Source organism: Sporosarcina sp. P18a, from assembly GCF_002743135.1.
GTDB lineage: Bacteria > Bacillota > Bacilli > Bacillales_A > Planococcaceae > Sporosarcina.
Genome location: NZ_PDYQ01000001.1, coordinates 936,150 through 958,449 on the forward strand (window position 1 = coordinate 936,150; position 22,300 = coordinate 958,449).

General features: G+C 41.8%; 24 protein-coding genes. 4 read left to right on the top strand and 20 right to left on the bottom strand.

Annotated elements, in window-relative coordinates; translation table 11 throughout:
- Positions 1–177: 177 nt before the first annotated feature.
- From CSV75_RS04790 to CSV75_RS04800, 3 genes are read right to left on the bottom strand one after another with little or no spacing between them, the layout of a single operon-like run.
- A complete protein-coding gene (locus CSV75_RS04790) occupies positions 178–594 on the bottom strand; it encodes a Fur family transcriptional regulator (protein WP_099674961.1) in 417 nt (138 codons plus the stop codon).
- A 25-nt stretch (positions 595–619) separates the two neighbouring features.
- A complete protein-coding gene (locus tag CSV75_RS04795) occupies positions 620–1,450 on the bottom strand; it encodes a metal ABC transporter permease (protein ID WP_099630197.1) in 831 nt (276 codons plus the stop codon).
- Positions 1,447–2,217: a metal ABC transporter ATP-binding protein gene (locus CSV75_RS04800; RefSeq protein WP_099630198.1), complete on the bottom strand. Its 771-nt coding sequence runs from the start codon at positions 2,215–2,217 to the stop codon at positions 1,447–1,449. The genes CSV75_RS04795 and CSV75_RS04800 overlap by 4 nt, the downstream gene beginning before the upstream one ends.
- 99 nt (positions 2,218–2,316) lie before the next feature.
- Here CSV75_RS04800 and CSV75_RS04805 point away from each other — a divergent pair, with 99 nt between their 5' ends.
- Positions 2,317–2,559 (top strand): hypothetical protein, encoded by a 243-nt coding sequence (locus CSV75_RS04805; RefSeq protein ID WP_099672153.1) that lies wholly within the window; start codon positions 2,317–2,319, stop codon positions 2,557–2,559.
- 34 nt (positions 2,560–2,593) lie between these two features.
- On the opposite strand, the gene CSV75_RS04810 is transcribed toward CSV75_RS04805, so the two are convergent.
- Together CSV75_RS04810 and CSV75_RS04815 are read right to left on the bottom strand one after the other, a co-directional pair.
- Positions 2,594–3,496: a deoxyribonuclease IV gene (locus tag CSV75_RS04810; RefSeq protein WP_099674962.1), complete on the bottom strand. Its 903-nt coding sequence runs from the start codon at positions 3,494–3,496 to the stop codon at positions 2,594–2,596.
- Positions 3,493–4,788, bottom strand: coding sequence for a DEAD/DEAH box helicase (locus CSV75_RS04815; RefSeq protein WP_099674963.1), 1,296 nt, complete (start codon positions 4,786–4,788; stop codon positions 3,493–3,495). Before CSV75_RS04815 ends, CSV75_RS04810 begins: the two co-directional genes overlap by 4 nt.
- 109 nt (positions 4,789–4,897) lie before the next feature.
- Here CSV75_RS04815 and vrrA point away from each other — a divergent pair, with 109 nt between their 5' ends.
- Together vrrA and CSV75_RS04825 are read left to right on the top strand one after the other, a co-directional pair.
- Positions 4,898–5,347 (top strand): VrrA/YqfQ family protein, encoded by a 450-nt coding sequence (vrrA, locus tag CSV75_RS04820; protein WP_099637293.1) that lies wholly within the window; start codon positions 4,898–4,900, stop codon positions 5,345–5,347.
- A gap of 69 nt (positions 5,348–5,416) precedes the next feature.
- The gene (locus CSV75_RS04825) at positions 5,417–6,382 is read left to right on the top strand and encodes a 4-hydroxy-3-methylbut-2-enyl diphosphate reductase (protein ID WP_099637294.1); all 966 of its coding nucleotides are present in this window, start codon (positions 5,417–5,419) and stop codon (positions 6,380–6,382) included.
- A 40-nt stretch (positions 6,383–6,422) separates the two neighbouring features.
- Here the strand turns inward: CSV75_RS04825 and CSV75_RS04830 are convergent, their stop codons facing one another.
- From CSV75_RS04830 to ccpN, 9 genes are all read right to left on the bottom strand, one after another.
- Positions 6,423–7,544: a Nif3-like dinuclear metal center hexameric protein gene (locus tag CSV75_RS04830; RefSeq protein ID WP_099674964.1), complete on the bottom strand. Its 1,122-nt coding sequence runs from the start codon at positions 7,542–7,544 to the stop codon at positions 6,423–6,425.
- Positions 7,531–8,238 (bottom strand): tRNA (adenine(22)-N(1))-methyltransferase, encoded by a 708-nt coding sequence (locus CSV75_RS04835; protein ID WP_099674965.1) that lies wholly within the window; start codon positions 8,236–8,238, stop codon positions 7,531–7,533. The genes CSV75_RS04830 and CSV75_RS04835 overlap by 14 nt, the downstream gene beginning before the upstream one ends.
- Positions 8,239–8,355: 117 nt before the next feature.
- Entirely contained in the window at positions 8,356–8,730 is a 375-nt protein-coding gene (locus tag CSV75_RS04840; protein ID WP_199171299.1) for a c-type cytochrome, read from the bottom strand.
- Positions 8,731–8,868: 138 nt separating this feature from the next.
- Entirely contained in the window at positions 8,869–10,008 is a 1,140-nt protein-coding gene (locus CSV75_RS04845; protein WP_099675337.1) for an acyl-CoA dehydrogenase family protein, read from the bottom strand.
- 110 nt (positions 10,009–10,118) lie between these two features.
- The gene (locus CSV75_RS04850; protein ID WP_099674967.1) at positions 10,119–10,685 is read right to left on the bottom strand and encodes a hypothetical protein; all 567 of its coding nucleotides are present in this window, start codon (positions 10,683–10,685) and stop codon (positions 10,119–10,121) included.
- Positions 10,686–10,765: 80 nt separating this feature from the next.
- Complete coding sequence (gene rpoD / locus CSV75_RS04855) at positions 10,766–11,935, bottom strand: RNA polymerase sigma factor RpoD (protein WP_099674968.1); 1,170 nt, start codon at positions 11,933–11,935, stop codon at positions 10,766–10,768.
- A 15-nt stretch (positions 11,936–11,950) separates the two neighbouring features.
- On the bottom strand, positions 11,951–13,768 hold the full coding sequence (gene dnaG / locus CSV75_RS04860; RefSeq protein WP_099674969.1) for a DNA primase: 1,818 nt from the start codon (positions 13,766–13,768) through the stop codon (positions 11,951–11,953).
- Between the two features lie 173 nt (positions 13,769–13,941).
- Entirely contained in the window at positions 13,942–14,760 is an 819-nt protein-coding gene (locus CSV75_RS04865; protein ID WP_099630210.1) for a pyruvate, water dikinase regulatory protein, read from the bottom strand.
- A gap of 11 nt (positions 14,761–14,771) precedes the next feature.
- A complete protein-coding gene (gene ccpN / locus CSV75_RS04870; RefSeq protein WP_099630211.1) occupies positions 14,772–15,410 on the bottom strand; it encodes a transcriptional regulator CcpN in 639 nt (212 codons plus the stop codon).
- Positions 15,411–15,724: 314 nt separating this feature from the next.
- Here ccpN and CSV75_RS04875 point away from each other — a divergent pair, with 314 nt between their 5' ends.
- Positions 15,725–17,104, top strand: a complete 1,380-nt coding sequence (locus CSV75_RS04875) for a glycine--tRNA ligase (RefSeq protein WP_099674970.1) — start codon at positions 15,725–15,727, stop codon at positions 17,102–17,104.
- Positions 17,105–17,132: 28 nt separating this feature from the next.
- Here the strand turns inward: CSV75_RS04875 and recO are convergent, their stop codons facing one another.
- Genes recO through CSV75_RS04905 form a run of 6 tightly spaced genes read right to left on the bottom strand, consistent with a single transcriptional unit; the run spans position 17,133 to position 22,250 of the window.
- Positions 17,133–17,927 carry a DNA repair protein RecO gene (gene recO / locus CSV75_RS04880; protein ID WP_099637301.1) on the bottom strand — a complete coding sequence of 265 codons (795 nt, stop codon included), beginning with the start codon at positions 17,925–17,927 and terminating at the stop codon, positions 17,133–17,135.
- Positions 17,928–17,957: 30 nt separating this feature from the next.
- Positions 17,958–18,866: a GTPase Era gene (era, locus tag CSV75_RS04885; protein WP_099630214.1), complete on the bottom strand. Its 909-nt coding sequence runs from the start codon at positions 18,864–18,866 to the stop codon at positions 17,958–17,960.
- On the bottom strand, positions 18,847–19,260 hold the full coding sequence (locus CSV75_RS04890) for a cytidine deaminase (RefSeq protein ID WP_099674971.1): 414 nt from the start codon (positions 19,258–19,260) through the stop codon (positions 18,847–18,849). The genes era and CSV75_RS04890 overlap by 20 nt, the downstream gene beginning before the upstream one ends.
- Before the next feature lie 28 nt (positions 19,261–19,288).
- Positions 19,289–19,639 carry a diacylglycerol kinase family protein gene (locus CSV75_RS04895; RefSeq protein ID WP_099674972.1) on the bottom strand — a complete coding sequence of 117 codons (351 nt, stop codon included), beginning with the start codon at positions 19,637–19,639 and terminating at the stop codon, positions 19,289–19,291.
- Positions 19,640–19,643: 4 nt separating this feature from the next.
- Positions 19,644–20,117 carry an rRNA maturation RNase YbeY gene (ybeY, locus tag CSV75_RS04900; RefSeq protein WP_099674973.1) on the bottom strand — a complete coding sequence of 158 codons (474 nt, stop codon included), beginning with the start codon at positions 20,115–20,117 and terminating at the stop codon, positions 19,644–19,646.
- A 15-nt stretch (positions 20,118–20,132) separates the two neighbouring features.
- Positions 20,133–22,250: an HD family phosphohydrolase gene (locus CSV75_RS04905; RefSeq protein ID WP_099674974.1), complete on the bottom strand. Its 2,118-nt coding sequence runs from the start codon at positions 22,248–22,250 to the stop codon at positions 20,133–20,135.
- Positions 22,251–22,300 lie beyond the last annotated feature (50 nt).

Genomic DNA, 22,300 nt, shown 5'->3' on the forward strand with positions numbered 1-22,300 from the left:
TTTTTCGTAGTATACTTCTATTTCTGCATCTTACCTTGATTCTCACATGTATAATAGTGTGTAGTATAAATGTAAAATAAATTGGATTGGTCTTATTATTTACTTCCATCTGAATACTATTAAATAATAAAAGGCAGTACATCATGAACATAAAATGATGTACTGCCTTTTTTTAACCTATCTAGCTATACAATTTGGACATCTACCATAAATCTCGAACTTATGCCCCTCTATTTCATAATCAGACAAATTGACTGTCACACTATCCATCGGGCAAATCGGAATTGATTTCGTCCCACCACACGTTGTACAAATGAAATGATGGTGATGATGATCCGTAGCGCATTGCATGCGAAATAGTCGCTCGCCGTTCAATTCAGTCTCATCTAAAATTCCAAGCTTTGAGAACATGGCAAGATTCCGATAAATCGTATCAAAACTAATGCCTGGATTATCCTGCTCCACAGCTACTCGGACTTCCATAGCCGTCACATACCGATCCGCTTGATCAAAAAACTGCAATAATATCTCGCGATTTCTTGTTCGTTTATAATCATATTTCAATAGAATATCCCATGCTTCATCTATTGACATAGCCTAACGCCACCTTTCCTGCTTCTCATGACCGTACTTTTTTCCAGAAAAGTACTAACAGTAAAATGAACACCGATGTAACTACAATGGTCCCACCAGGCGCGATATCTAAGTAATACGCAGAAATCAGTCCGATGACCACCGCAATTTCCCCGAATAGTATGGAATACACCAGTGCACCTTTATAACTTTTGGCTACTTGGATAGCTGCCGCCACAGGCAATGTCATCAACGAAGATACAAGCAAAATTCCAACGATTCGCATCGATGCACCAATAACTAGCGCTGTGATAATCATAAATGCTGCCTGAATGACGCGTTCATTAATTCCGGAAACTCGTGCATATTCGGGATCAAATGCCAATGAAAATAGCTCTTTATATAAGAAATAGATAAATGCGATCACCATAACAGCTATTAACATAACAATATATAAATCTTGCCGACTCACGGCGGATACTGATCCAAATAAATAACCGACTAAATCTGTGCCGAATCCTTTGGCAAGAGAAATGAATATGGCCCCAAAACCAATTCCGGCAGATAAAATAATCGGAATCGCCAGTTCCTCAAAGCTTTTATACACTCTGCGCAATCGCTCGATCAATAAAGATCCGACTACCGCAGCGCCCATTCCTAAATATACTGGATTAAGCGCTGCAAAGAACAATACTTGCTGACTTAAATAGAGACTGCCTGCAATCCCTGCAAGTGCTACGTGACTAAGCGCATCTGAAATCATCGACATCCGACGCACTACGATAAATAAGCCGAGCATGGGAGCGATTAGACCGATAATCAGCCCGGATAAAATAGCATTTTGTAAAAACTCATAAGTAAAAATAGCTTCAATCATTTTACCGGCTCCGTTTCTTTTTGATGGAGCCGACGAATAGGATGACCGTACCAACCAGACAATTCCGCCTCACTCATTTTTTCATAATCAGCATGAACGCCATGGAAATGGATAGAACGATTCAAGCATGCAATATGCGTTGCGAGCTTCGTTACGACATCGATTTCATGTGTCACGAGTAAAATCGCTATTCCGTACTCACGATTTAATTCGCTTAGCATAGAATAGAAGGATTCAACGTTCTGCCTGTCGATTCCGACTGTTGGCTCATCCATGATCAGCAAATCGGGGTGACTCACGAGGGCTCTAGCAATAAAGACACGCTGTTGCTGACCACCTGACAGATCACCTATACTTTCATCTTTACGGTCTGCCATTTTCACTATATGTAACGCATCAATGGCTTGCTGTTCATCCTCTTTATCGAATCGCTTAAACAGTCCCTTTTTGGCAGTCAAACCACTTTTTACGACTTCCAATACAGTAGCAGGGAACTTCGTCGTAAATGCGTTAGACTTTTGAGAGACGTAGCCGATTCTTTGTTGTTGGTTAAACGAATCAATCGGCCCGCCAAACAGTTCAATGGTTCCTTGTGACGGTTTTAGCAACCCTAGTATGATCTTTAACAATGTGGATTTACCCGAACCATTTGGTCCAATTAATGCCCAAAACTCCCCTTGTTTCACTTCTAGACTGACATCAGAAAGCGCAATGGAATGGTTAAATTTATGCGTTATATGCTCTAAGTTAATAATGGAATTTGTCATATACATATCCCTTCCTTTAATTCGGAATCATTCCGATTACTTTATGAATTATATAGTAAGATGCGGAGGGATACAACCAATTGAAAGGAATTGATGAAGATGGATTTACTTCAGTTAATTCAAGAAATTAAACAATTGCCCGATCAGGAAGCTGTAGATTACGCGGCAAGTTATGGTGTAGAGTTGTCTACTAAAGAAGTGCGGCAGTTACGTCCTTTGCTGGATGAAGTTTCATTCACTTGGCTATTTACAGGCATTCCATCCGCATTTATCGAAAAAGTCACTTCGGTCATTGGATATGAGAAGACGATGCTGTATTTAGAATACTATAAACTTCAATAGAAAAAGCGTTGCGGTTACGCAACGCTTAAAGCTTTTAGTTATGCAATTCTTCCAATCGAGCAGGAGTGAATTGATGTTTTTTTAACATGTCAATCTCCACAGCATACGGTGCTTTTTTACTCGCTTTATCTATTCCAATGAATGGTGTTTCCAAAATTTTCGGAACGTCTTTAAACGCTGGATGATGTACGATATAAGCTAACGGTTCGAAGCCTATATGTCCCATACCGATATTTTCGTGGCGGTCTTTTCCAGCACCACAAATGTTTTTACTGTCGTTCACATGAATGACGGAAATTCGGTCTAATCCGATAATGTCGTTAAATTGATCCAGGACACCCGTGAAGTCATTAACAATGTCATAGCCCGCATCATGGACGTGACATGTATCAAAACAAACGGATAGCCGTTCATTATACTTCACGCCGTCGATGATCTTCGCAATTTCGTCAAAACTTCTCCCACATTCTGTTCCTTTACCAGCCATCGTTTCAAGTGCAATGCGAACATTTGCGTCTTCAGATAATACTTCATTTAAGCCTTCAATAATCTTTTCGATACCTATTTCTGTTCCGGCGCCCACATGAGCTCCTGGATGAAGAACGATTTGATTGGCACCAAGTGCTTCAGTGCGCTGAATTTCCTGTTGCAAAAAGTCTACGCCTAGGCGGAATGTTTCAGGCTTCGTGGTATTCGCAAGATTGATAATATATGGTGCATGGATGACGAGATTTGATTGACCATTTGCCTCCATGCTCTGTGTACCACTTTCAATATTCAATTCTTCAATTGGTTTACGTCTCGTGTTCTGAGGTGCTCCCGTATAGATCATGAATGTATTGGCTCCATAACTTAGAGCTTCTTCACTTGAACCAAGCAACATCTTTTTACCACTCATGGATACGTGAGAACCTAGAAGGACATCATTTTGTGTCATGATTTCTTCTTTATTCTCCTTTGTCTTCTTTTAAAGTTTTCTTTTTGTTCAGCCATCTTCTTTTTGTAGCCTGGCTTTACTTTATCTGGTTTTCGAATATAGGAATCCGCTTTTTTATCAATTTCATCCACTTCACGCACGCGCTTCTTACGTGCTTGACGTTCTTTTACTTCAATCCATTCGCCATTTTTCACATCTTCATGAATGAAAGGAATTCCAAGCTTTTCAATTTGATTAATTGCATCTTCATCAGACGGTTCGTATAACGTAATTGCATGACCTTGCATGCCCGCACGTGCAGTACGTCCTACGCGGTGAACGAAGAATTCCAGATCATCTGGCAATTCAAAGTTAATGACGTGACTGACACCTGGAATATCGATTCCTCTTGCTGCTAAATCAGTTGCCACAATGTATTGATACTCTAGATCGCGTACTTTCTTCATAACACGTGTACGTTCACGAGGTGTTAAATCACCATGGATTTTCCCAGGCTTATGACCATGCTCTGCTAAATAGGTAGCTAGTTGATCGGCATTTTGCTTAGTGTTCATGAAGATAATCGCAAGATATGGCTGAAGGGCATCCATTACGTGAAGTAATTTCTTGTTTTTATCCATACTTCTAACAGGAACTAATGAATAATGCATATTCTCCGTCAACGGTTTTTTATCATCCATCCGCACATGAACAGGTGAGTTCATATACTTCGATAAGAAGGGCTTCAATTTTTCAGGAATCGTTGCAGAGAATACATACATGCTGATCTTCTCCGGCATTCTGGAAGCAAACTTATCAATGTCTTCAATGAAGCCCATGTCGAAGGCTAGGTCCGCTTCATCAATTACGAGCTGCGTGGCAGTGTGGATCGGTAATGCGCCGGTTTCCGACATATCTTGGATACGTCCTGGTGTACCGACGATGATGTGCGGTGTGCTCTTCAATCGTTCAGCAGAGCGTTTTTTATCTGTACCGCCAATCAGGATCGCACTTTTAATATCCGTTCCTTCGATTAGCTTTTTTAATTCATCATGAAGCTGAACAGCTAATTCACGTGTCGGTGCTGTAATGACCGTCTGCAGTTCATCCTGCTCCGGCTTAAGCTTTTCAACAAGTGGAATGAGAAAACTATGGGATTTCCCTGTTCCTGTATGAGCTTGCCCAATTGCACTTGTATTTTTCATGATCAACGGAATCATTTCTTTTTGAATGGGTGTTGGTTCTTCAAACCCTAATTTTTGAATGGCTTCCCTCAAAAATGGTTTGAATTGATAATCAGTAAATTTAGACATATCGTTCCTCCTCTAGATAAATCTTATTGTACCATGATTCGGTGCCATCAGTGGTTTTTTTCGCATAGGATATAGGGGAAACAACTAAAAAATTAGAAAGGAGTTCGTGATGAGATATCAATCATTTTATCCGTTCAGCAATCAGCCACCTCAGTCTAGGATGACACCTAACACTCCGCCTATTCAACAAAGGGCGCCCATGCCTTTCCCCCAAGGCATGCAAGGGAATCCCAGGGGTCCGCGGGAAATGCGTGGCAGTGCTCCGCAACAGCAAGCAGGCATGCAAGAAAACGGTCCTTCACGGGCTGAACAATATATGCAAACCGCCAATCGGTTTTTCAATACCGCCCAACAATTTGCACCATTAGTTCAGCAGTTTGCACCACTTGTCCAGAATTTACCGGCTATGTGGCGATTATATAAAGGGGTACAATCTATGCCGGACGCACCGACAGCCTCTTCCGCTCCACGTCCAAGTGGTCCGCGAACGTCTAGTCCTGTACCTCCTCAAGCCACTAATCAGCCATCTTTACCGCGAATTTTTCAACCTCCCTTCTGAACTCTTTGAATCGTTCACGAATCTCCGCTATAATGAAAGAGAAGTTAGTAGAGGAGTGGAGTGGAATAAATGAAAGTACTCAAGATATCACCAAGAGGTTATTGTTACGGTGTAGTTGATGCGATGGTCATTGCGAGGAATGCTGCGCTAGATCCTACCCTGCCGAGACCCATTTATATATTAGGCATGATCGTCCACAACAAACACGTTACAGATGCATTCGAAGAAGACGGAATTATAACGTTGGACGGCGAAAACCGCCTGGAAATTTTACGCAAAGTAGATAAGGGAACTGTAATCTACACAGCACACGGTGTTTCACCTGAAGTTCGCCAATTAGCGAAAGAAAAAGGATTGGTCGCAATCGATGCAACATGTCCTGACGTTTCCGTTACACACGACTTAATTGAAGAAAAAGTAGCTGAAGGCTATGACATTCTTTATATCGGCAAAAAGCACCATCCGGAACCCGAAGGCGCGATTGGCGTTGCCCCCGATTCTGTTCACTTAATTGAGCGTCTTGAAGATATTGATAACTTAGAGATTACCAATGACAAACTACTGGTTACAAATCAAACAACCATGAGTCAATGGGATGTTGCACATCTTATGGAAGAGTTGCAACGTAAATTCCCTCACATCGAAGTTCATCAAGAAATTTGTCTAGCTACACAAGTTCGTCAAGAAGCTGTAGCAGAACAAGCCGGCGAGGCAGAGTTGCTGATCGTTGTCGGAGATCCGAAAAGTAATAACTCCAACCGTTTAACGCAAGTATCGGTAGAAATTGCAAACACACCTTCATACCGCGTCTCAGACGTCTCAGAAATTGATCCTGCATGGTTAATGGACATTGAGACAGTAGCGGTCACGGCAGGCGCTTCTACACCTACAATAATCGTTAGAGAAGTTATAGCGTTCCTAAACGAATTTGACCAAGAAGATCCTACAACACATCATCCGGAGAGAAAGTTTAAGCTTGAAAAAATCTTGCCGAAAGTCAAGAACCCGACTCCTGTTATCCGGATCGAGCCATAAGCAACGAAAAAACCGTCGAGTTTGTGCTCGACGGTTTTATTTACGATAGGAATTGAAAAGGCTCAGTAATGACTTTCGATTCAATAAATTCAACAGGTAATTTATTTTCTTTACACAGTTCTGTCATTTTATTCGCAACGCCAGCAATCATAATTTTTTCGATATTATGACCTGGGTCTACAATGGCAAGATCGAGTGCTTGCGCGTCTTGCGCGACGTGATAATACATATCCCCTGTCACGAATACATCGGCTCCTTTTCTCTTCGCAGCCGTAATGTACTTATTTCCATCACCACCAAGAACCGCCACTTTACGAATTTTCCTCTCCGGATCACCTACGAAACGTAATGCGGGAACTTCGAATACATCTTTTACATGTTGTGCGAATTCCTTTAACGTCATCTCATTAGCGATTTGTCCGATACGCCCGATCCCTTGCTCATTCGTTTTTCGCTGCATTTTTACCAAATCAAATGCCGGTTCTTCATAAGGATGCGCGGCAAACATTGCTTTGATGACTTTAACTTGCTGACTTTCCGCAAAAACGACTTCAATTCGCTCTTCATCTACCAGCGTCGGCTCGCCTACTTCTCCGATTGCCGGATTTGCTCCCGCAACCGGTGTAAATCGTCCAATACCCTGTGTGCTAAAACTGCATGCCTGGTAATCGCCAATCGCACCCGCTCCCGCAGATGCCAATTTCTGACGCAATGCATCAGCATTTTCTAACGGGCAAAATACCGCGAGTTTCATCAAATGTTCAGAATTCGTCATATCGATCGGCTCCGTCTGCTGTATGCCAAGACGTTCCGCTAGCATATCATTGACACCACCTGCTGCAATATCCAGATTGGTATGAGCAGCGTAGACCGCAATATTATGCTTGATACATTTCTCAATCATTTTCCCTTGTGGTGTATCGGTCAAAATAGATTTAACGGGACGGAACAATGGAGGGTGGTGGGCAATCACGAGAGTTGCCCCATTTTCAATTGCCTCATCAATCACTTGTTCGTTGACGTCTAGCGTAACTAGAACTTTATCTACGGGACGATTCAATTGGCCGATGTGCAATCCAATTGGATCTCCTTCAAATGCAAGTCGCTTCGGTGACCACTTTTCAAATAGTTCAATGATCTGATATCCATTACTTTTCTTCATGTGCTAACACCTTCCTGACTAATTCTATATTTTCTTGTATATTTGCTTTTTTTTGCTTAATTTCTTCTGTTTGTTCTGCGTTATCAAGGGCTTTTATGACCCGCCGCCATTCCAGCAATTCCCGTTCCCATTTCACGCGGAACACGGTAGATAGTTTACGTCGTAAAACCGGCCCGACGAGCAAATCCGTTCTCGTGTAATCAGCCGTTCCTCTTTCTAACACTAGGACTTCATAAATTTTATTGTCTTCTTGTAGAATCTCTTCGTCTACAATAATAAATCCATTTGCTACAGCCCATTCCCGAATCGCGATCGCATGCAGATTAGGTTGTGCGATGATCCGCTGTACATGCTTCAGACGATCCTTACCCGCTTCTAGGATGGAAGTAATCAATGTTCCACCCATACCGGCAATCGTTACGGTCTCGACATGATCAGCATCTTCTATCGCTTGTAAACCATTTGCTAGACGCACTTCAATACGGTCCGCAAAACCATGAAGATCTACATTGCGCGTCGCCGCTTCAAAGGGACCTGTCACTACTTCTCCTGCGATAGCCTTACGTATCTTGCCTTTGTTCATTAAATAGCACGGAAGATAGGCATGATCACTACCAATATCCGCAAGCACAGTATGATTCGGTACAAAACTGGCCACCATCGCCAGACGTTCCGATAATTGATTGGTATTCATGGTTCCCCGCCTTTCATTCTTATCTATTGTATAATCGCTACTCATTTCGTGCAATGCAAAAGAGCCAGTAAACCAAGAGTTACTCCGGTTTACTGGCTCTTTAAATTAAGTAGACAATCAGTCTAATGATAAAATGTAATCAACCATTTCATCTATGTTCTCATCAGGAACTAGTCCAGCTGGCATTGCAGTTCCAGCAACACCGTTTTTGATTGCATCATGTGCTTGTTTTGCGTCAAGTGAGCTATTTAAAGCCGGCCCCATTCCGCCAGCCAAGCCATCGCCGTGACAACTAATACACTTCTGCTGAGCAACTGCTTCTGCATCGAATTCGCCAGTGTTTGCACTTTCTTCAGTTGTTTGCTCAGTGCCTTCTTCGTTAGCTCCAGCAATTTCCTTTTTTTGATCTAGGCCATAAAGTGACATGAAGAAAACCAGTCCAATTCCGAGCGCGAAAATTAGGAAAAATGGTACAACAGGATTTTTATTCATTGGATTACCCTCCTTCACCAGAATCTATTCTGTAAAAGATACAGTATACAATTAACATTGTACTGTATCTATAAGAAAACTGAAAGTGTTATTGGACGACTTTTCGTCTTTTGTGACAGAATCGCCATAATTCGCAATTCAGCAACCTAGTTGTCTAGCGATGACCATCCGCTGTACTTCTGAAGTACCTTCTCCAATTTCAAGAAGCTTGGCATCACGTAAATAACGTTCGACTTCGTACTCACGCATATAGCCATAGCCACCGTGTATTTGGATCGCTTCATCGGCAACTTCCATAGCAATTTCGGAAGCATATAATTTACACATCGAGGCTTCTTTTGTAAACATTCTACCTTGGTCTTTCAGCCAGGCCGCTTTATACACCATAGTCCGTGCAAGTTCGATCTTCATCGCCATATCAGCCAGTTTGAATTGTGTAATTTGGAAAGAGGATAACGTCTTTCCGAATTGCTTACGTTCTTTTGAATACTTCAAAGCCCTCTCATAAGCTGCCTGTGCAATACCTACTGCCATAGCACCGATCCCGATACGACCACCGTCAAGCGTTACAAGGAATTGCTGAAGCCCTTTTCCACTCTCGCCAAGTAGATTCTCTTCTGGAACTACTACATCTTCAAGCAATAATTCTGTTGTATTGGAAGCATGCAAGCCCATCTTTTCATAGTTATCAATAATTTTAAAGCCTTTTAAATCTGTCGGTACGATAATTGCGCTAATCTCTTTCTTGCCGTCTTCACGACCCGTCACAGCAGTCAATGCTAGGTGTTTAGCGTAGCTTGCATTGGTAATATAGACCTTTGAGCCGTTGATCGTATACTGCCCGTTAGAAAGCACAGCAGACGTCTCTGTTCCTCCAGCATCAGATCCAGCATTAGGCTCTGTCAAACCGAAAGCCCCAAAGGATTCGCCAGTACAGATCGGCGTTAGATACTTCTGCTTTTGCTCTTTTGTTCCAAATAAGTTGAGAGGTGCACCACCTAGTGAAATATGAGCGGAATACGTAATACCCGTCGATGCACATGCACGGCTCAATTCTTCCGTAACGATAGCAAAACTGATCGTGTCTGCCCCACCACCCCCGTATTTCTCGGGAAATGGTAAGCCCATCATGCCCATTTCTGAAAGCTTTTGAAAAATTTCCACCGGGAACTTTCCCGAGCGATCACGATCTACTGCACCTGGCGCTACTTCCTCATTTGAAAAATCTCTCATCAGTTTTTTCACCATTTGCTGTTCTTGAGTTAAATCAAAGTTCATCATGATCATCCTCTCTCCACTTATACCATTCTATTACACTTGTAAGCCCTTACATTCTAGTATATAGAAAAAGAACGGAATATAACAATACCTCATTACATTCCGTCCGTTTATATAGATAATAGTAAAAATGCGACTACTGTCAATAGACCTAGTGAGCCTGAAATAGTGAAGTATAGTAACTTTAATATTCTTCCAGTAAATAACCATAAACCGCAATTCAACACGAGGAGTCCGATCAATAATGTCGTGTCCCCATCAAAAAATGCAGTCCAAATCTTCAATGACATCATCAATAAAAGAAAAGCCATCGATATGTAGAGAAATGGTGCAAAACCTTTCTTACTGAATGTTTTTCCCGATACGAACGTTAGGAAAGTCATAGCCAATACAGCTGCAACAGTCAATGTGGCGACTGGATATTCCGTCAGTACAAACATAGCAACTGATGCTACACCTGCAAGCAATAGGCTAATAAGCAAAATCATAAATTGTTTGGTTCGCAACTTTCTGCGTTCCATTTGCAGTGTGGAAGATTCTTTCTCTGCCACTTCGTCGGGATCTTCTCCTTGTGCATACAAGGTTATGAGGAAATCACAATAATGCTCAGGCAGGAGTTTATTGGCTTTCCAATACCGGATTTCAGAAATGATGATCTGTTTCTTATCTATAGCCATCCTTTCTCCTCCAATAGTATCAATCTTCTTTTTTAAAATAAAGAATAAAAAGCATCGGCTATTTCCAGCCGATGCACCTATTATTCTAAGAAGTCTTTAAGTCGTTTGCTGCGTGATGGGTGGCGTAACTTTCTAAGTGCTTTTGCTTCGATCTGACGAATACGCTCACGCGTAACACCAAATACTTTGCCCACTTCTTCAAGCGTACGTGTGCGTCCATCGTCTAGACCAAAACGTAAACGTAATACATTTTCTTCACGATCTGTTAACGTATCTAAAACATCTTCAAGTTGTTCCTTTAACAATTCATACGCTGCATGGTCTGAAGGAGACTGCGCTTCTGAGTCTTCGATAAAATCACCAAGATGAGAGTCGTCTTCTTCACCAATTGGCGTTTCCAATGAAACGGGCTCTTGAGCAATCTTCAATATTTCACGAACTTTTTCTGGAGTCAAGTCCATTTCTTCTCCGATTTCTTCCGGGGACGGCTCTCGTCCTAAATCTTGGAGCAATTGACGTTGAACACGAATCAATTTATTGATCGTTTCCACCATATGCACAGGAATACGAATGGTACGTGCCTGATCCGCAATTGCGCGTGTGATTGCCTGACGGATCCACCAAGTTGCATACGTACTGAATTTAAAGCCTTTCGTATGGTCAAATTTCTCAACGGCTTTAATAAGACCCATATTCCCTTCTTGAATCAAATCTAGGAATAGCATACCGCGACCGACATAGCGTTTTGCAATACTGACAACTAAACGTAAGTTCGCTTCAGCCAATTTCTTTTTGGCATTCTCACCACGAATAATAGTAGCATCTAATGCAGGTGTCATTTCCCCTGTTTCCTCAAGCTCTGTTTCAGCAGCTAAACCATCGATAATCCGAATCGCTAATTCTACTTCTTCTTTACCTGTCAATAAATCTACTCGTCCTATTTCTTTTAAATACATACGGACTGGATCGTTGATTCTTACGCCAGGTGGTACACTTAAATCATTTAAATCAAATTGCTCTTCTTTTTCAGCCTTGGGATCAGCTTCTTCTTTTCTATCCATTTCGATTTCTTGCGCTTCAATCTGATCTAAAAACTCTTCAAATTGGTCTGGCTCCATTTCGAAGGATGCCAGTTTTTCTGTTACATCCTCTAATGTTAGTTCACCTGTTTTTTTACCTGCTTCAATAATTGCTGCTTTTGCTTCTTCAAGAGTCAATTCTACTTCTCCCGTTTGTTCTTCTTTTGTCATAGTGACTATACCTCCTTACAGAACCTTTAACGATCTCACAAGCTGGATTACTTCCGAGGCCAACTCCATTGCTTTCAGTAGGTCGTTCCTTTTTTCTGCTTCTTTAGATTCGTGCCGCTTTTGATCAATTAGACGTTTCATTTGATTTCTTTTTAAATGACGGATACAGTCATTTACTTCTTGTGTGGTATGCTCCTTTGAACGTTCAGTTAAGATGGCTTCCATGACGACTTTCTTCAGTTGCCGGTCTTCCAACATTTCTGCAAATCGCTGATAGTTTGGCAAATCATATTGTTCATAAAACGCTGCCAACTTAAAGAATATTTTGATGACATCATCTCTTACAAATAAATCTTGAAGTTCCAGTCGTTTTTCCTCGAATAGATCTGCGTCCATCAGCAGATGTGCAAGAAGTAATTGTTCCGCGCGATCTGTTTCTGCACGATTCGCCGGGACTCTCGTAACTTGTACAGTTCTGTTTTCATCAGGACTTGAATCATGCGATTGTTTCGATTGTTTCGCCTTTTTTGCAATCGACTTAGTAAATTCTTGTTCAAGTGACTCTTTTGAAGCATGTGTTTCATTGTGGAGTTGCTGGATCAATAAATCTTTCTCAATAGGAGAACAACGGTGAGCCAGTTCGTCAAATACTTCATGTACGTATTGCTTGATATCATGATCGACAGATAGATTCTTATCTCTTCTATAGTAGGCCGCTACGAAAGAAATATAGGACAACGCTTGATCAAGCACCTTTTCCGAAAATACTTCTGAACCATGCTGACTGATATAATCATCAGGATCCATTTTGTCTGGCAAAGTGGCAACGAGTACATCCATTGCGCTATCCATTAATTGGTCAGCAAATCGTTTGGCAGCCCCCCAGCCAGCTGAGTCACCATCACAGCAAATGACTATTTTTTTTGCCATTCGCTTTAATTTCACGATATGATGCGCGGATAATGCAGTACCCATAACAGCCACCGTATTTCCTATTCCGCCACGATCTGCTGCAATCGTATCCATGAAACCTTCGAATAGTACTACTTTACCCGTTTTTCGAACATTAAGACGTGCACGGTGAAAATTAAACAAAACCTTACTCTTTTCAAAGACGGGAGTTTCTGGACTATTGATATATTTAGCTTCAGAAGAAGAATCCTCCAACCTTCTGCCGGAGAATGCGATTGTTGCACCATTATCATCCTGAATCGGAAACATGATCCTTCCCCTGAAACGGTCAAAATAACCTGAGCCATCTTCTTTATGGAAACAAAGTCCTGCCGTTTCCATTTCTTGCATATCAAAACCTTGTCTCTTCAGCAGTGCCGATAAGGCATCTGACTGAACGGGAGACCATCCTATTTCATACTGTTCTATCTCATCACGCGTAAATCCTCTTTTTTCTAGATATTCTAATGCTTTTTCGCCTTCTATGGTGTTTAAGAGCAGATGGCTATAAAAATTAGCAGCCAGTGTGTAGGCTTTCAGCATTTTTTGATTAGACGAGGATTTTGACGCTTGGTTGTCTGTTTGGGAACTTTCCAACTCTAATCCCATTCGACTGCCTAGTTTGACGATGGAGTCAATGAATGATCGATTTTCCATATCCATCATGAACGTGATGGCATTACCGCTTGCGCCGCAACCAAAACAATGAAATAACTGCTTGTCTTCGGAAACAGAGAAAGACGGGCTACCTTCTTCATGGAATGGGCAAAGTCCAAACCAGTTTTTACCTCTTTTTGCTAATTGGACATATTCGCTGATCAAATCGACAATGTCAGTTCCTGAACGGATTTCCTCAATTGTTTCGTCAGATATTCTTGTCATTCTATCACCATTTCCACTCTATATACATAAATTCTAGACGTTTTCCAAAAATCCTTCTTTATCGACATTTTTTGCTATAACTATTTTCAGTATCTGCAATTATGTCACATTTATGACATGTTAGCCGAGTAGACACACACACACACAGAAAAAAGAAGACCCAACTAGTTCGTTCAGTTGGCCTTCCTTGCTGAAAATGCTTTAAGAATCGTATTGGCTGTCTCTTCTACCGCGCGATTCGTCACATCGATGACTTCACAACCGACACGTGTAGTAATTTCATTGAAATAGTCCATCTCTTGTTGAATACGTGCTATTTTCGCATAGTTTGCATCATCTTTCAAGCCTAATGCCTCCAAGCGAGATTTCCGAATCGAATTTAATTGCTCAACGGAAATACATAGGCCAAAGCACTTTGTAGGGTCAATGGAGAAAAGTTCTGATGGTGGGTCTACTTCTGGCATAAGGGGCACGTTGGCCACTTTAAAACCTTTATTCGCAAGATATTGAGATAAAGGAGTTTTGGATGTTCGCGACACACCGATTAGAACCATGTCTGCTTCCAATATACCACGCGTGTCTCTTCCGTCATCATAGCGAACTGCAAACTCGATGGCTTCGATTTTTTTGAAATAGTCATCATCTAACTTCCTGACAAGACCCGGCTCTTCAAATGGTTCTTGTTTCAATTGGTCCCCCATCTTCTCAATCAATGGACCGAGTAAGTCTACGAAAGGGACTTCCAATTCTTCACAAAGTACATATAGCTGTTCCCTCATCTGGCTTTTGACCAAAGTAAAGACAATCAACGCTTGCTGTTGCTTTGCCAAGAAAACAATTTCTTCTAATTGTGAATTCTCTTCTATATACGAAAACCTTTTTATTGAAACCGTCTCTAAATCATGACGAAACTGACTCGCAGCCGCTTTCGTCACAAGACCTGCAGTTTCCCCGACAGAATCGGAGACAATGAATAATGTGAATTTTGTCATGTAGTCACTCCTCACACATCTTGATCTTCCACTAATGAAAGAAAAGCGGCAGTAATATTTGTTTTTGTCACTCGTCCCATTACCTCAAGTCCGTTTTTACGCTCTTGAACTATAGGTAATGAATCGATTTGGCTGTCCATCATTTTTTTGGCAACGGAAATGAGTGTATCTTCTTTTTTGCAATATGTGACATTCGGCATTCTTGTCATAATGACATGCACGGGTATCTTTTCTAGTTCTGTTCTTCCGATGCTCGTTCTCAACAGATCCTTACGTGATACAACGCCTGTCAATAACGACTGCTGGTCCACTACGAATAGTGTTCCAACATCCTCTAAAAACAGTTGGCAAATCGCGTCATATACTGATAGATTTTCAGTGATGACGACTGGCCTCGATTGATAATTAGCTACAATCATATCCACCATGCCATCCGCAACGGATTTAATAGGTTTCTTACCTGAATAGAAATAACCTACACGCGGTCGTGCATCCAAAAATCCAGCCATCGTCAAGATTGCTAAATCTGGCCGGATCGTAGCGCGTGCTAAATGTAAACGTTCAGCAATTTGCTCTCCTGTAATCGGACCGTTTCCTTTGACGATGTCGAGGATTTCATTCTGACGTGTATTTAATTCCAAACATGTCACCGCCTTCAGACTTCAAAGTTGTATTTACTGTCTAATTATATATCAACACGCTCGCTATTGCGAAGAAAGGAGAAGCATGCTAAACTAATTTTGAATCAAGTAAACGAAGAACGGTCAATAAGTAGTGTATATTTTGAGCGAGCAGGGATAGTGAAAGCCTGTACCTACACGAAACGGCAGCCGGGAGTTGAAACATTCATTGTGAAAGTGGGTTGAAAAACCAATCGGGGTGGAACCGCGGGTTATCATGCACTCGTCCCCGGACATGATCTATGTCCGGAGACGTGTGCTTATTTTAATTGGAGGCGTTTAGAATGTTATCTATGGAACAAGTAGTCAATCTTTCAAAACAACGGGGATTCGTATTCCCAGGGTCTGATATTTATGGCGGTTTAGCGAACACTTGGGATTACGGTCCACTAGGTGTCGAACTGAAAAACAATATCAAGCGTGCCTGGTGGCAGAAATTCATCCAGGAATCACCTTATAACGTAGGTCTTGATTCCGCAATCCTGATGAACCCAAGAGTTTGGGAAGCATCCGGTCATATTGGAAACTTTAACGACCCGATGATTGACTGTAAAAAATGTAATACCCGTCACCGTGCAGATAAATTAATTGAGGAAGCATTGGACGCAAAGGGAATTGAAATGGTCGTTGATGGTCTACCGTTTGATAAAATGTTCGATTTGATTCAAGAACACGAAATCAAATGTCCTACATGTGGTGCGTTGGATTATACAGAAATTCGTCAATTCAACTTAATGTTCAAAACGAGCCAAGGTGTAACAGATTCCTCTGCTAACGAAATCTTCCTACGTCCTGAAACAGCACAAGGTATCTTCGTGAACTTCAAAAATGTTCAACGCTCTATGAGAAAGAAAGTACCTTTTGGTATTGCACAAGTAGGAAAAAGTTTCCGTAACGAAATCACACCGGGGAACTTCACATTCCGTACTCGTGAATTCGAACAAATGGAACTTGAATTCTTCTGTAAGCCAGGCGACGATGAGCAGTGGTATAAGTACTGGATTGACCAGTCTGAAGGATTATTATTGAAACTGGGTTTGAAGAAAGATAATATTCGTCTTCGCGAACACAATGAAGATGAGCTATCCCACTATTCTAAAGGAACTGTGGACATCGAATACAAATTCCCATTTGGCTGGGGAGAGCTATGGGGAATCGCTAACCGTACAGACTTCGACTTGAAGCGTCATATGGAATATTCAGGCGAGGACTTCCATTACCAAGATCCAATTACGAATGAAAAATACGTACCGTACTGTATCGAGCCTTCCGTTGGTGCGGACCGCGTAACGTTGGCTTTCCTATGTGACGCATTCGATACGGAGGAACTTGAAGACGGCGATACACGTACAGTTCTTCGTTTCCACCCAGCATTAGCACCAATCAAAGCAGCAGTCCTTCCATTGTCCAAAAAACTTGCGGATGATGCAGAAAAAGTATATGCAGAGCTTTCAAAGCATTTCCCAGTACAATATGATGATTCCCAATCCATCGGACGTCGTTACCGTCGTCAAGATGAAATCGGAACTCCATTCTGTATTACATTTGACTTTGATTCACTAGAAGACCAACAAGTGACTGTTCGTCACCGTGATTCTATGGAACAAGAACGCATGCCTATTGCAGACGTTACAGCATATATTCAAAAACACCTACAATTCTAATCATAGGAAAGCCCAGGAGAAGTTGGCATCAGCCTTCCTCTTCTGGGCTTTCTTTAGTTCGTTCTTTTGGTTTTTGCAATTCAGGTGTACGTTCCAATTGCTCAATGAACTTTCTGGATTTTAGATAGATTCCGGTTTGCTCCTGATAAATCGTTGATACAAGCTTCGCCATAAATGTCTTTGTCGGTTTCTTCAATGTCAGCTTACCAATCTGATCGAGCGGAACAGTATAAAACATTCGGATCAATTTAATTTGTGTAGGTGACAGCCGAATAATATAAGGATCGACGTGAAAGCATCGATGACAGAGAAAACCTATCTGCTGGAAAGAAAATGCGAATTCGCCTTCTGTAGCGCCACAACTTGCACACTCGTGAAGTATAGGGTGTATTCCAGCAACCGGCAGCATCTTCCACTGAACGAACAGTGTGATGGCTTCTGCGTCATAGCCTTCTTCCATAGCGTTAAATGACTCGTCAAGCAAACGAAATATGCTAGCATTCGGCTGTTCAGATTCCGTTAGGCGATCAAGCAACTCTACAATCAAGCCCGCATATGCAGTCGTCTCTAAATCAGAGCGAATGTGACGGACGCTGCTGATAAGCTCGCCTTGCTCAAGCGATCCCATGCCCCTGCTTGCACGAACAAGAAAATAGCCGTGCGTAAAGGTTTGAGTAATAGCCGCTAAGCGACTCGCGGGCTTTTTCGCACCTCTTGCCATCGTCGTGATCTTTCCTGCTTCTTTCGTATAGATCGTCACGATTTTATTGGATTCTCCGTAAGGGATACTTTTGATAATATAGCCTTCCAACTTATTCAGCAATACGCTCTCTCCTTTAGCAGGACAGACAGCTTAGTAGTCTTCCTCGTTAAATCCGAATTCTTTCAAACGACTTGGACGGTTACGCCAGTCTTTTTGGACTTTCACCCATAGCTCCAAATATACTTTATGTCCAAGCAACATTTCGATATCTTTTCTTGCCTTCACACCGATTTCTTTTAAGAGCTTACCACCTTTACCGATGACAATCCCTTTTTGTGAATCACGTTCCACAATGATGGTCGCGCGGATATGCGTTTTGTCAGTTACGGGGTCTTGCTCGATGCTTTCAATCGCTACCGCAATCGAGTGCGGAATTTCTTCGCGTGTAGTGTGCAACACTTTTTCACGAATCATTTCGGAAATGATGAAACGTTCTGGGTGATCCGTCACTTGCTCTGCATCATAAAATTGTGGGCCTTCTTCTAGATAACTTTCTAGCGTTTCCACCAATCGTTCAATATTATTGCCGTTTAGCGCAGAGATTGGAACTACTTCCGCAAATTTCATTTCATTTGTATACGATGTAATGATCTCGAATAATTGATCAGGATGCACAAGGTCGATTTTATTGATGACCAAAAATACAGGAGTCTTGGATTTCTCGAGCCATTCCATAATAAATCTATCACCTGTACCGATTTTTTCATCCGCATTGACCATAAACATGATGACGTCGACTTCGCTTAGCGTACTGCGTGTCACTTTCAACATGAAGTCGCCTAGGCGGTGTTTCGGTTTGTGAACACCTGGTGTATCGATGAAAATCATCTGAGATGTATCGGTTGTTACAATTCCCTGTACTTTGTTTCGTGTAGTTTGCGGCTTGTCGCTCATAATCGCAATTTTTTGACCGACCATGCGGTTGATAAATGTAGATTTCCCTACATTGGGACGTCCGATGATGGAAATAAAGCCTGACTTAAAGTTGTTCTTCTGCATAATCTAAATCCTCCTTGGAAAAAGCACCCGGCAATAGCTGGTCTACTGTTGTTTCGTGTATATCACCTTTCAAATTCGTCAAGTATACGGGCATGTTCGGTGCGCAAAATTCCGCAATGACTTGACGGCAAGAACCGCACGGCGCGATTGGACCTTCCGTATCGCCAATTACTGTGATTGACTTGAACGATGTAACACCTTCAGATACCGCTTTAAAAATAGCTGTTCTCTCTGCACAATTGGATAAACCATACGCAGAGTTTTCAATATTGCATCCACGATATATGGTACCGTCACTAGCCTCTAATGCAGCACCTACTGGAAATTTTGAATAGGGCACATAGGCCGTTTTCATCGCTTGCTTTGCTTCATTCATTAATTGTTCTACTTGCATCTACATACCATCCCTTCATTCGATCAATTTATCCAAACCATTTCGGAAAGAAAATTATACAGCCGACAATCGCGCTGGCTATGGCAAACACGAAAACTGATCCAGCTGCAATATCTTTTGCTTTTTTCGCTAGTGGATGGAATTCCGTTGTGACAAGATCCACTACATATTCCACTGCTGTATTCATCAATTCAAGCGCCATCACCCCTGCAATGACGATAAAAATGATCATCCATTCTATTTGTGACAGACCGGTGAACCAACCCGCAATCAACACGATCATTGCGGATAACCCATGAGATTTCATATTCCGACCTTGCCTAAAGCCGTCTTTAATGCCTTGCCACGCATAGAGGAATGATTTCAAGAATTTCTGCATAGACTCACTGCCGATCCAAACCGAATTCAGTTAAAATCTCTGTCTGTCTGCCGAACATCTCACGTTCTTCCTCTTCATCGAGATGATCATATCCGAGTAAATGCAAGAATCCGTGTAATGCAAGAAACCCGAGTTCCCGCTCGAACGAGTGATTATATTCAATAGCCTGACGTTTTGCTGTATCGATGGAAATCACGATATCCCCCAATACAACAGGCATATCGCTTTCTTGAACAATTGCCACTTCTCCTTCCGACAACTCTTCTAGCGCAAATGAAATAACGTCGGTTGGACGGTCTTTGCCTCTGTACTCAGCATTCACAGCTTGAATGGATTCATCATCCATAAACGTAATAGACAACTCATACAGACCTTCCATTTTCTCCATTCTTGATGCGTGAGTCAACAAATCCTTGATCAAAGCTTCCGAACTCGGTTCCACGATTTCTGTTTCATCTTCGAAATAAAAATCTATCATAGTTGCTCTGCTCCTTTACTTATCGGGATATTCAATCCGATTATGGAAGATCCCATTTAACGTTTCATTAATGGCTTGTTTCACTAGTTTAATTTCTTTTAACGACAAATCACATTCATCAAATTGATCATCTTCTAATTTCCCCCGCACAATCGCGTTGACGAGCGTGGCAATTTTTTCAGGTGTCGGTTCTTTCATAGAACGTACCGCAGCTTCCACACTGTCTGCAATCATGATCACTGCATTTTCTTTCGTTTGCGGTTTTGGACCAGGATAACGGAACTCGTCTTCATTCACATCGGGATTGGTTTCTTTCGCTTTCTGATAAAAGAATCTGACGCTACTCGTTCCATGATGCTGTCTTGCAATCGCTATAAGCTCTTTTGGCATACGATGCTTCTCCAAAATTTCCGCTCCATCCTCCGCGTGGGCTATAATCATATCACGACTTTTCTCGGGTGTCAGTGCATCATGTAGATTACGGCCATTATGTTGATTTTCAATGAAGAATCCAGGATGTATAGTCTTCCCGATATCGTGATAATAGCTGCCAACACGCGCGAGCAACCCATTGGCTCCAATTGCCTCACACGCCGCATCCGCTATATTCGCAACCATAATGCTGTGATGATATGTCCCCGGTGTCTCCACTAAGATTTTCTTTAGTAGCGGATGATTAGGATTCGAAAGCTCAACTAAACGCATATTAGAAAGCAAGTGAAAACTCGACTCGAAAAATGGTAATAACCCCATCGTCAAAGCCCCAGACAACAAACCTGATGAGATGGCTGCCACCGCATAGAAAATCAGCTCGGGTGTTGTATAACTAGTCTGTGTCATCAATAAATAAAATATGATGAACATCATGTTTGATCCCGCCACACCGAGACTTGTCTGTAAAATCGTTGAGCGTCTACCATGTTCACTTAGTAAATAAATACTCACAATCCCACCGAATAGAATATACAGCGCTACTTCCATTTGCATAATTGCGGCCAAGCCTTCTTGCATCATGATACCGGCTGTCGCAGACGTAATTATCGTCGCTAGTACTGCTGAACGCTCGTTAATTAATAGCTTGATCAGCATCGGCACGAGAGCCGTCGGAAATAAAAACGCAATGAGGACATCAAACTCACGATCGATGTAGCCGACGATTTTCATTAAAACGACGGATAGCAGGAAAATACTATAGAAAATACCTAGTGCTTTCTTTTTGAATGCCTCATCTCTTTTGGACTTGCCGAAGTGTATGGCAATCAAACCCGATACGAACAAAATAAACAAAACAATGCCGAACATCGGTTTAAGAGAAGACTGATTAGTTAGGACTCCTGAAAGCTTGAGCTGGTGATACACATCACGATCGATCAACTGTCCTTCACGTACGATGACTTGTCCTTGTAAAATACGAATGGCTTCAACTGAAGCCCGCGCATCCGTCTGATTCTTAACAGTCGATTCTTCATCGACTACCTCTGTTTCCACTACTGCCATTCGCCCGAGGGATAGCGCTACATCAAGCAAATCTCTCGGTAGTGTAGTAGTTTCACGAATTCTGCGCTCCACTTCATAGCGATGAATCGGCACTTGTTCAGCTTTAAACGGCTTCGATAACTCTCTTCCCACTACAAGTGTCAGTAATTCATGCAAATTATTTAGATCATTTTGTTCAGCCGTAAGTAGCTGCTTAAGTTGGTCATGTGTAACAGGTAAAAAAGTTTGTTCTTTTTCCAGTCCTTCCAACTTCTCTTGAAGTAACTTCATTTTAGAACTTGACGTCATGCTGGGATCTTCTGTCGCTTCGACTTTGACATCACTGACTGCAGTAAAGATGGAACCGAGGATAGCTTGGCGGTTTTTCATAACATCCTCTGAGAAACGATAGGAATTAGGTACCGCCTGTTCTGCCCGTACACGTTCAAGTTCGGTTTTTTCGATATCTTCTATTGTTTTAGGTGAACGTATAGTTTTCGGTGAAATTTCAAAAGCCGAAATTTCGTACGTTTCGTTTTGTGTACTGCCATACATTAGAATAAACAATAAGATACTGGAAAGAGAGACGACAAGAAGCAAAAGAAAGGTAAATTTCACTTTTCTTAGTTGTGAAAATAGTTCCTTTAAAGCTGTCATGCAGTTGCCTCCTTTTCGGCAAATATTCCGCACATGATTGTGTAATTATG

Coding starts and splice junctions, on each gene's coding strand:
- CSV75_RS04815 (WP_099674963.1), bottom strand. CDS start 4,788: ATGTCTAAATTTACTGATTATCAATTCAAACCATTTTTGAGGGAAGCC.
- CSV75_RS04825 (WP_099637294.1), top strand. CDS start 5,417: ATGAAAGTACTCAAGATATCACCAAGAGGTTATTGTTACGGTGTAGTT.
- CSV75_RS04835 (WP_099674965.1), bottom strand. CDS start 8,238: ATGAATACCAATCAATTATCGGAACGTCTGGCGATGGTGGCCAGTTTT.
- CSV75_RS04790 (WP_099674961.1), bottom strand. CDS start 594: ATGTCAATAGATGAAGCATGGGATATTCTATTGAAATATGATTATAAA.
- CSV75_RS04875 (WP_099674970.1), top strand. CDS start 15,725: ATGTTATCTATGGAACAAGTAGTCAATCTTTCAAAACAACGGGGATTC.
- CSV75_RS04840 (WP_199171299.1), bottom strand. CDS start 8,730: ATGAATAAAAATCCTGTTGTACCATTTTTCCTAATTTTCGCGCTCGGA.
- CSV75_RS04905 (WP_099674974.1), bottom strand. CDS start 22,250: ATGACAGCTTTAAAGGAACTATTTTCACAACTAAGAAAAGTGAAATTT.
- CSV75_RS04890 (WP_099674971.1), bottom strand. CDS start 19,260: ATGCAAGTAGAACAATTAATGAATGAAGCAAAGCAAGCGATGAAAACG.
- CSV75_RS04850 (WP_099674967.1), bottom strand. CDS start 10,685: ATGGCTATAGATAAGAAACAGATCATCATTTCTGAAATCCGGTATTGG.
- CSV75_RS04800 (WP_099630198.1), bottom strand. CDS start 2,217: ATGACAAATTCCATTATTAACTTAGAGCATATAACGCATAAATTTAAC.
- CSV75_RS04810 (WP_099674962.1), bottom strand. CDS start 3,496: ATGACACAAAATGATGTCCTTCTAGGTTCTCACGTATCCATGAGTGGT.
- CSV75_RS04845 (WP_099675337.1), bottom strand. CDS start 10,008: ATGAACTTTGATTTAACTCAAGAACAGCAAATGGTGAAAAAACTGATG.
- CSV75_RS04795 (WP_099630197.1), bottom strand. CDS start 1,450: ATGATTGAAGCTATTTTTACTTATGAGTTTTTACAAAATGCTATTTTA.
- CSV75_RS04865 (WP_099630210.1), bottom strand. CDS start 14,760: ATGACAAAATTCACATTATTCATTGTCTCCGATTCTGTCGGGGAAACT.
- dnaG (WP_099674969.1), bottom strand. CDS start 13,768: ATGACAAGAATATCTGACGAAACAATTGAGGAAATCCGTTCAGGAACT.
- vrrA (WP_099637293.1), top strand. CDS start 4,898: ATGAGATATCAATCATTTTATCCGTTCAGCAATCAGCCACCTCAGTCT.
- CSV75_RS04830 (WP_099674964.1), bottom strand. CDS start 7,544: ATGAAGAAAAGTAATGGATATCAGATCATTGAACTATTTGAAAAGTGG.
- rpoD (WP_099674968.1), bottom strand. CDS start 11,935: ATGACAAAAGAAGAACAAACGGGAGAAGTAGAATTGACTCTTGAAGAA.
- CSV75_RS04895 (WP_099674972.1), bottom strand. CDS start 19,639: ATGCAGAAATTCTTGAAATCATTCCTCTATGCGTGGCAAGGCATTAAA.
- era (WP_099630214.1), bottom strand. CDS start 18,866: ATGCAGAAGAACAACTTTAAGTCAGGCTTTATTTCCATCATCGGACGT.
- CSV75_RS04805 (WP_099672153.1), top strand. CDS start 2,317: ATGGATTTACTTCAGTTAATTCAAGAAATTAAACAATTGCCCGATCAG.
- ybeY (WP_099674973.1), bottom strand. CDS start 20,117: ATGATAGATTTTTATTTCGAAGATGAAACAGAAATCGTGGAACCGAGT.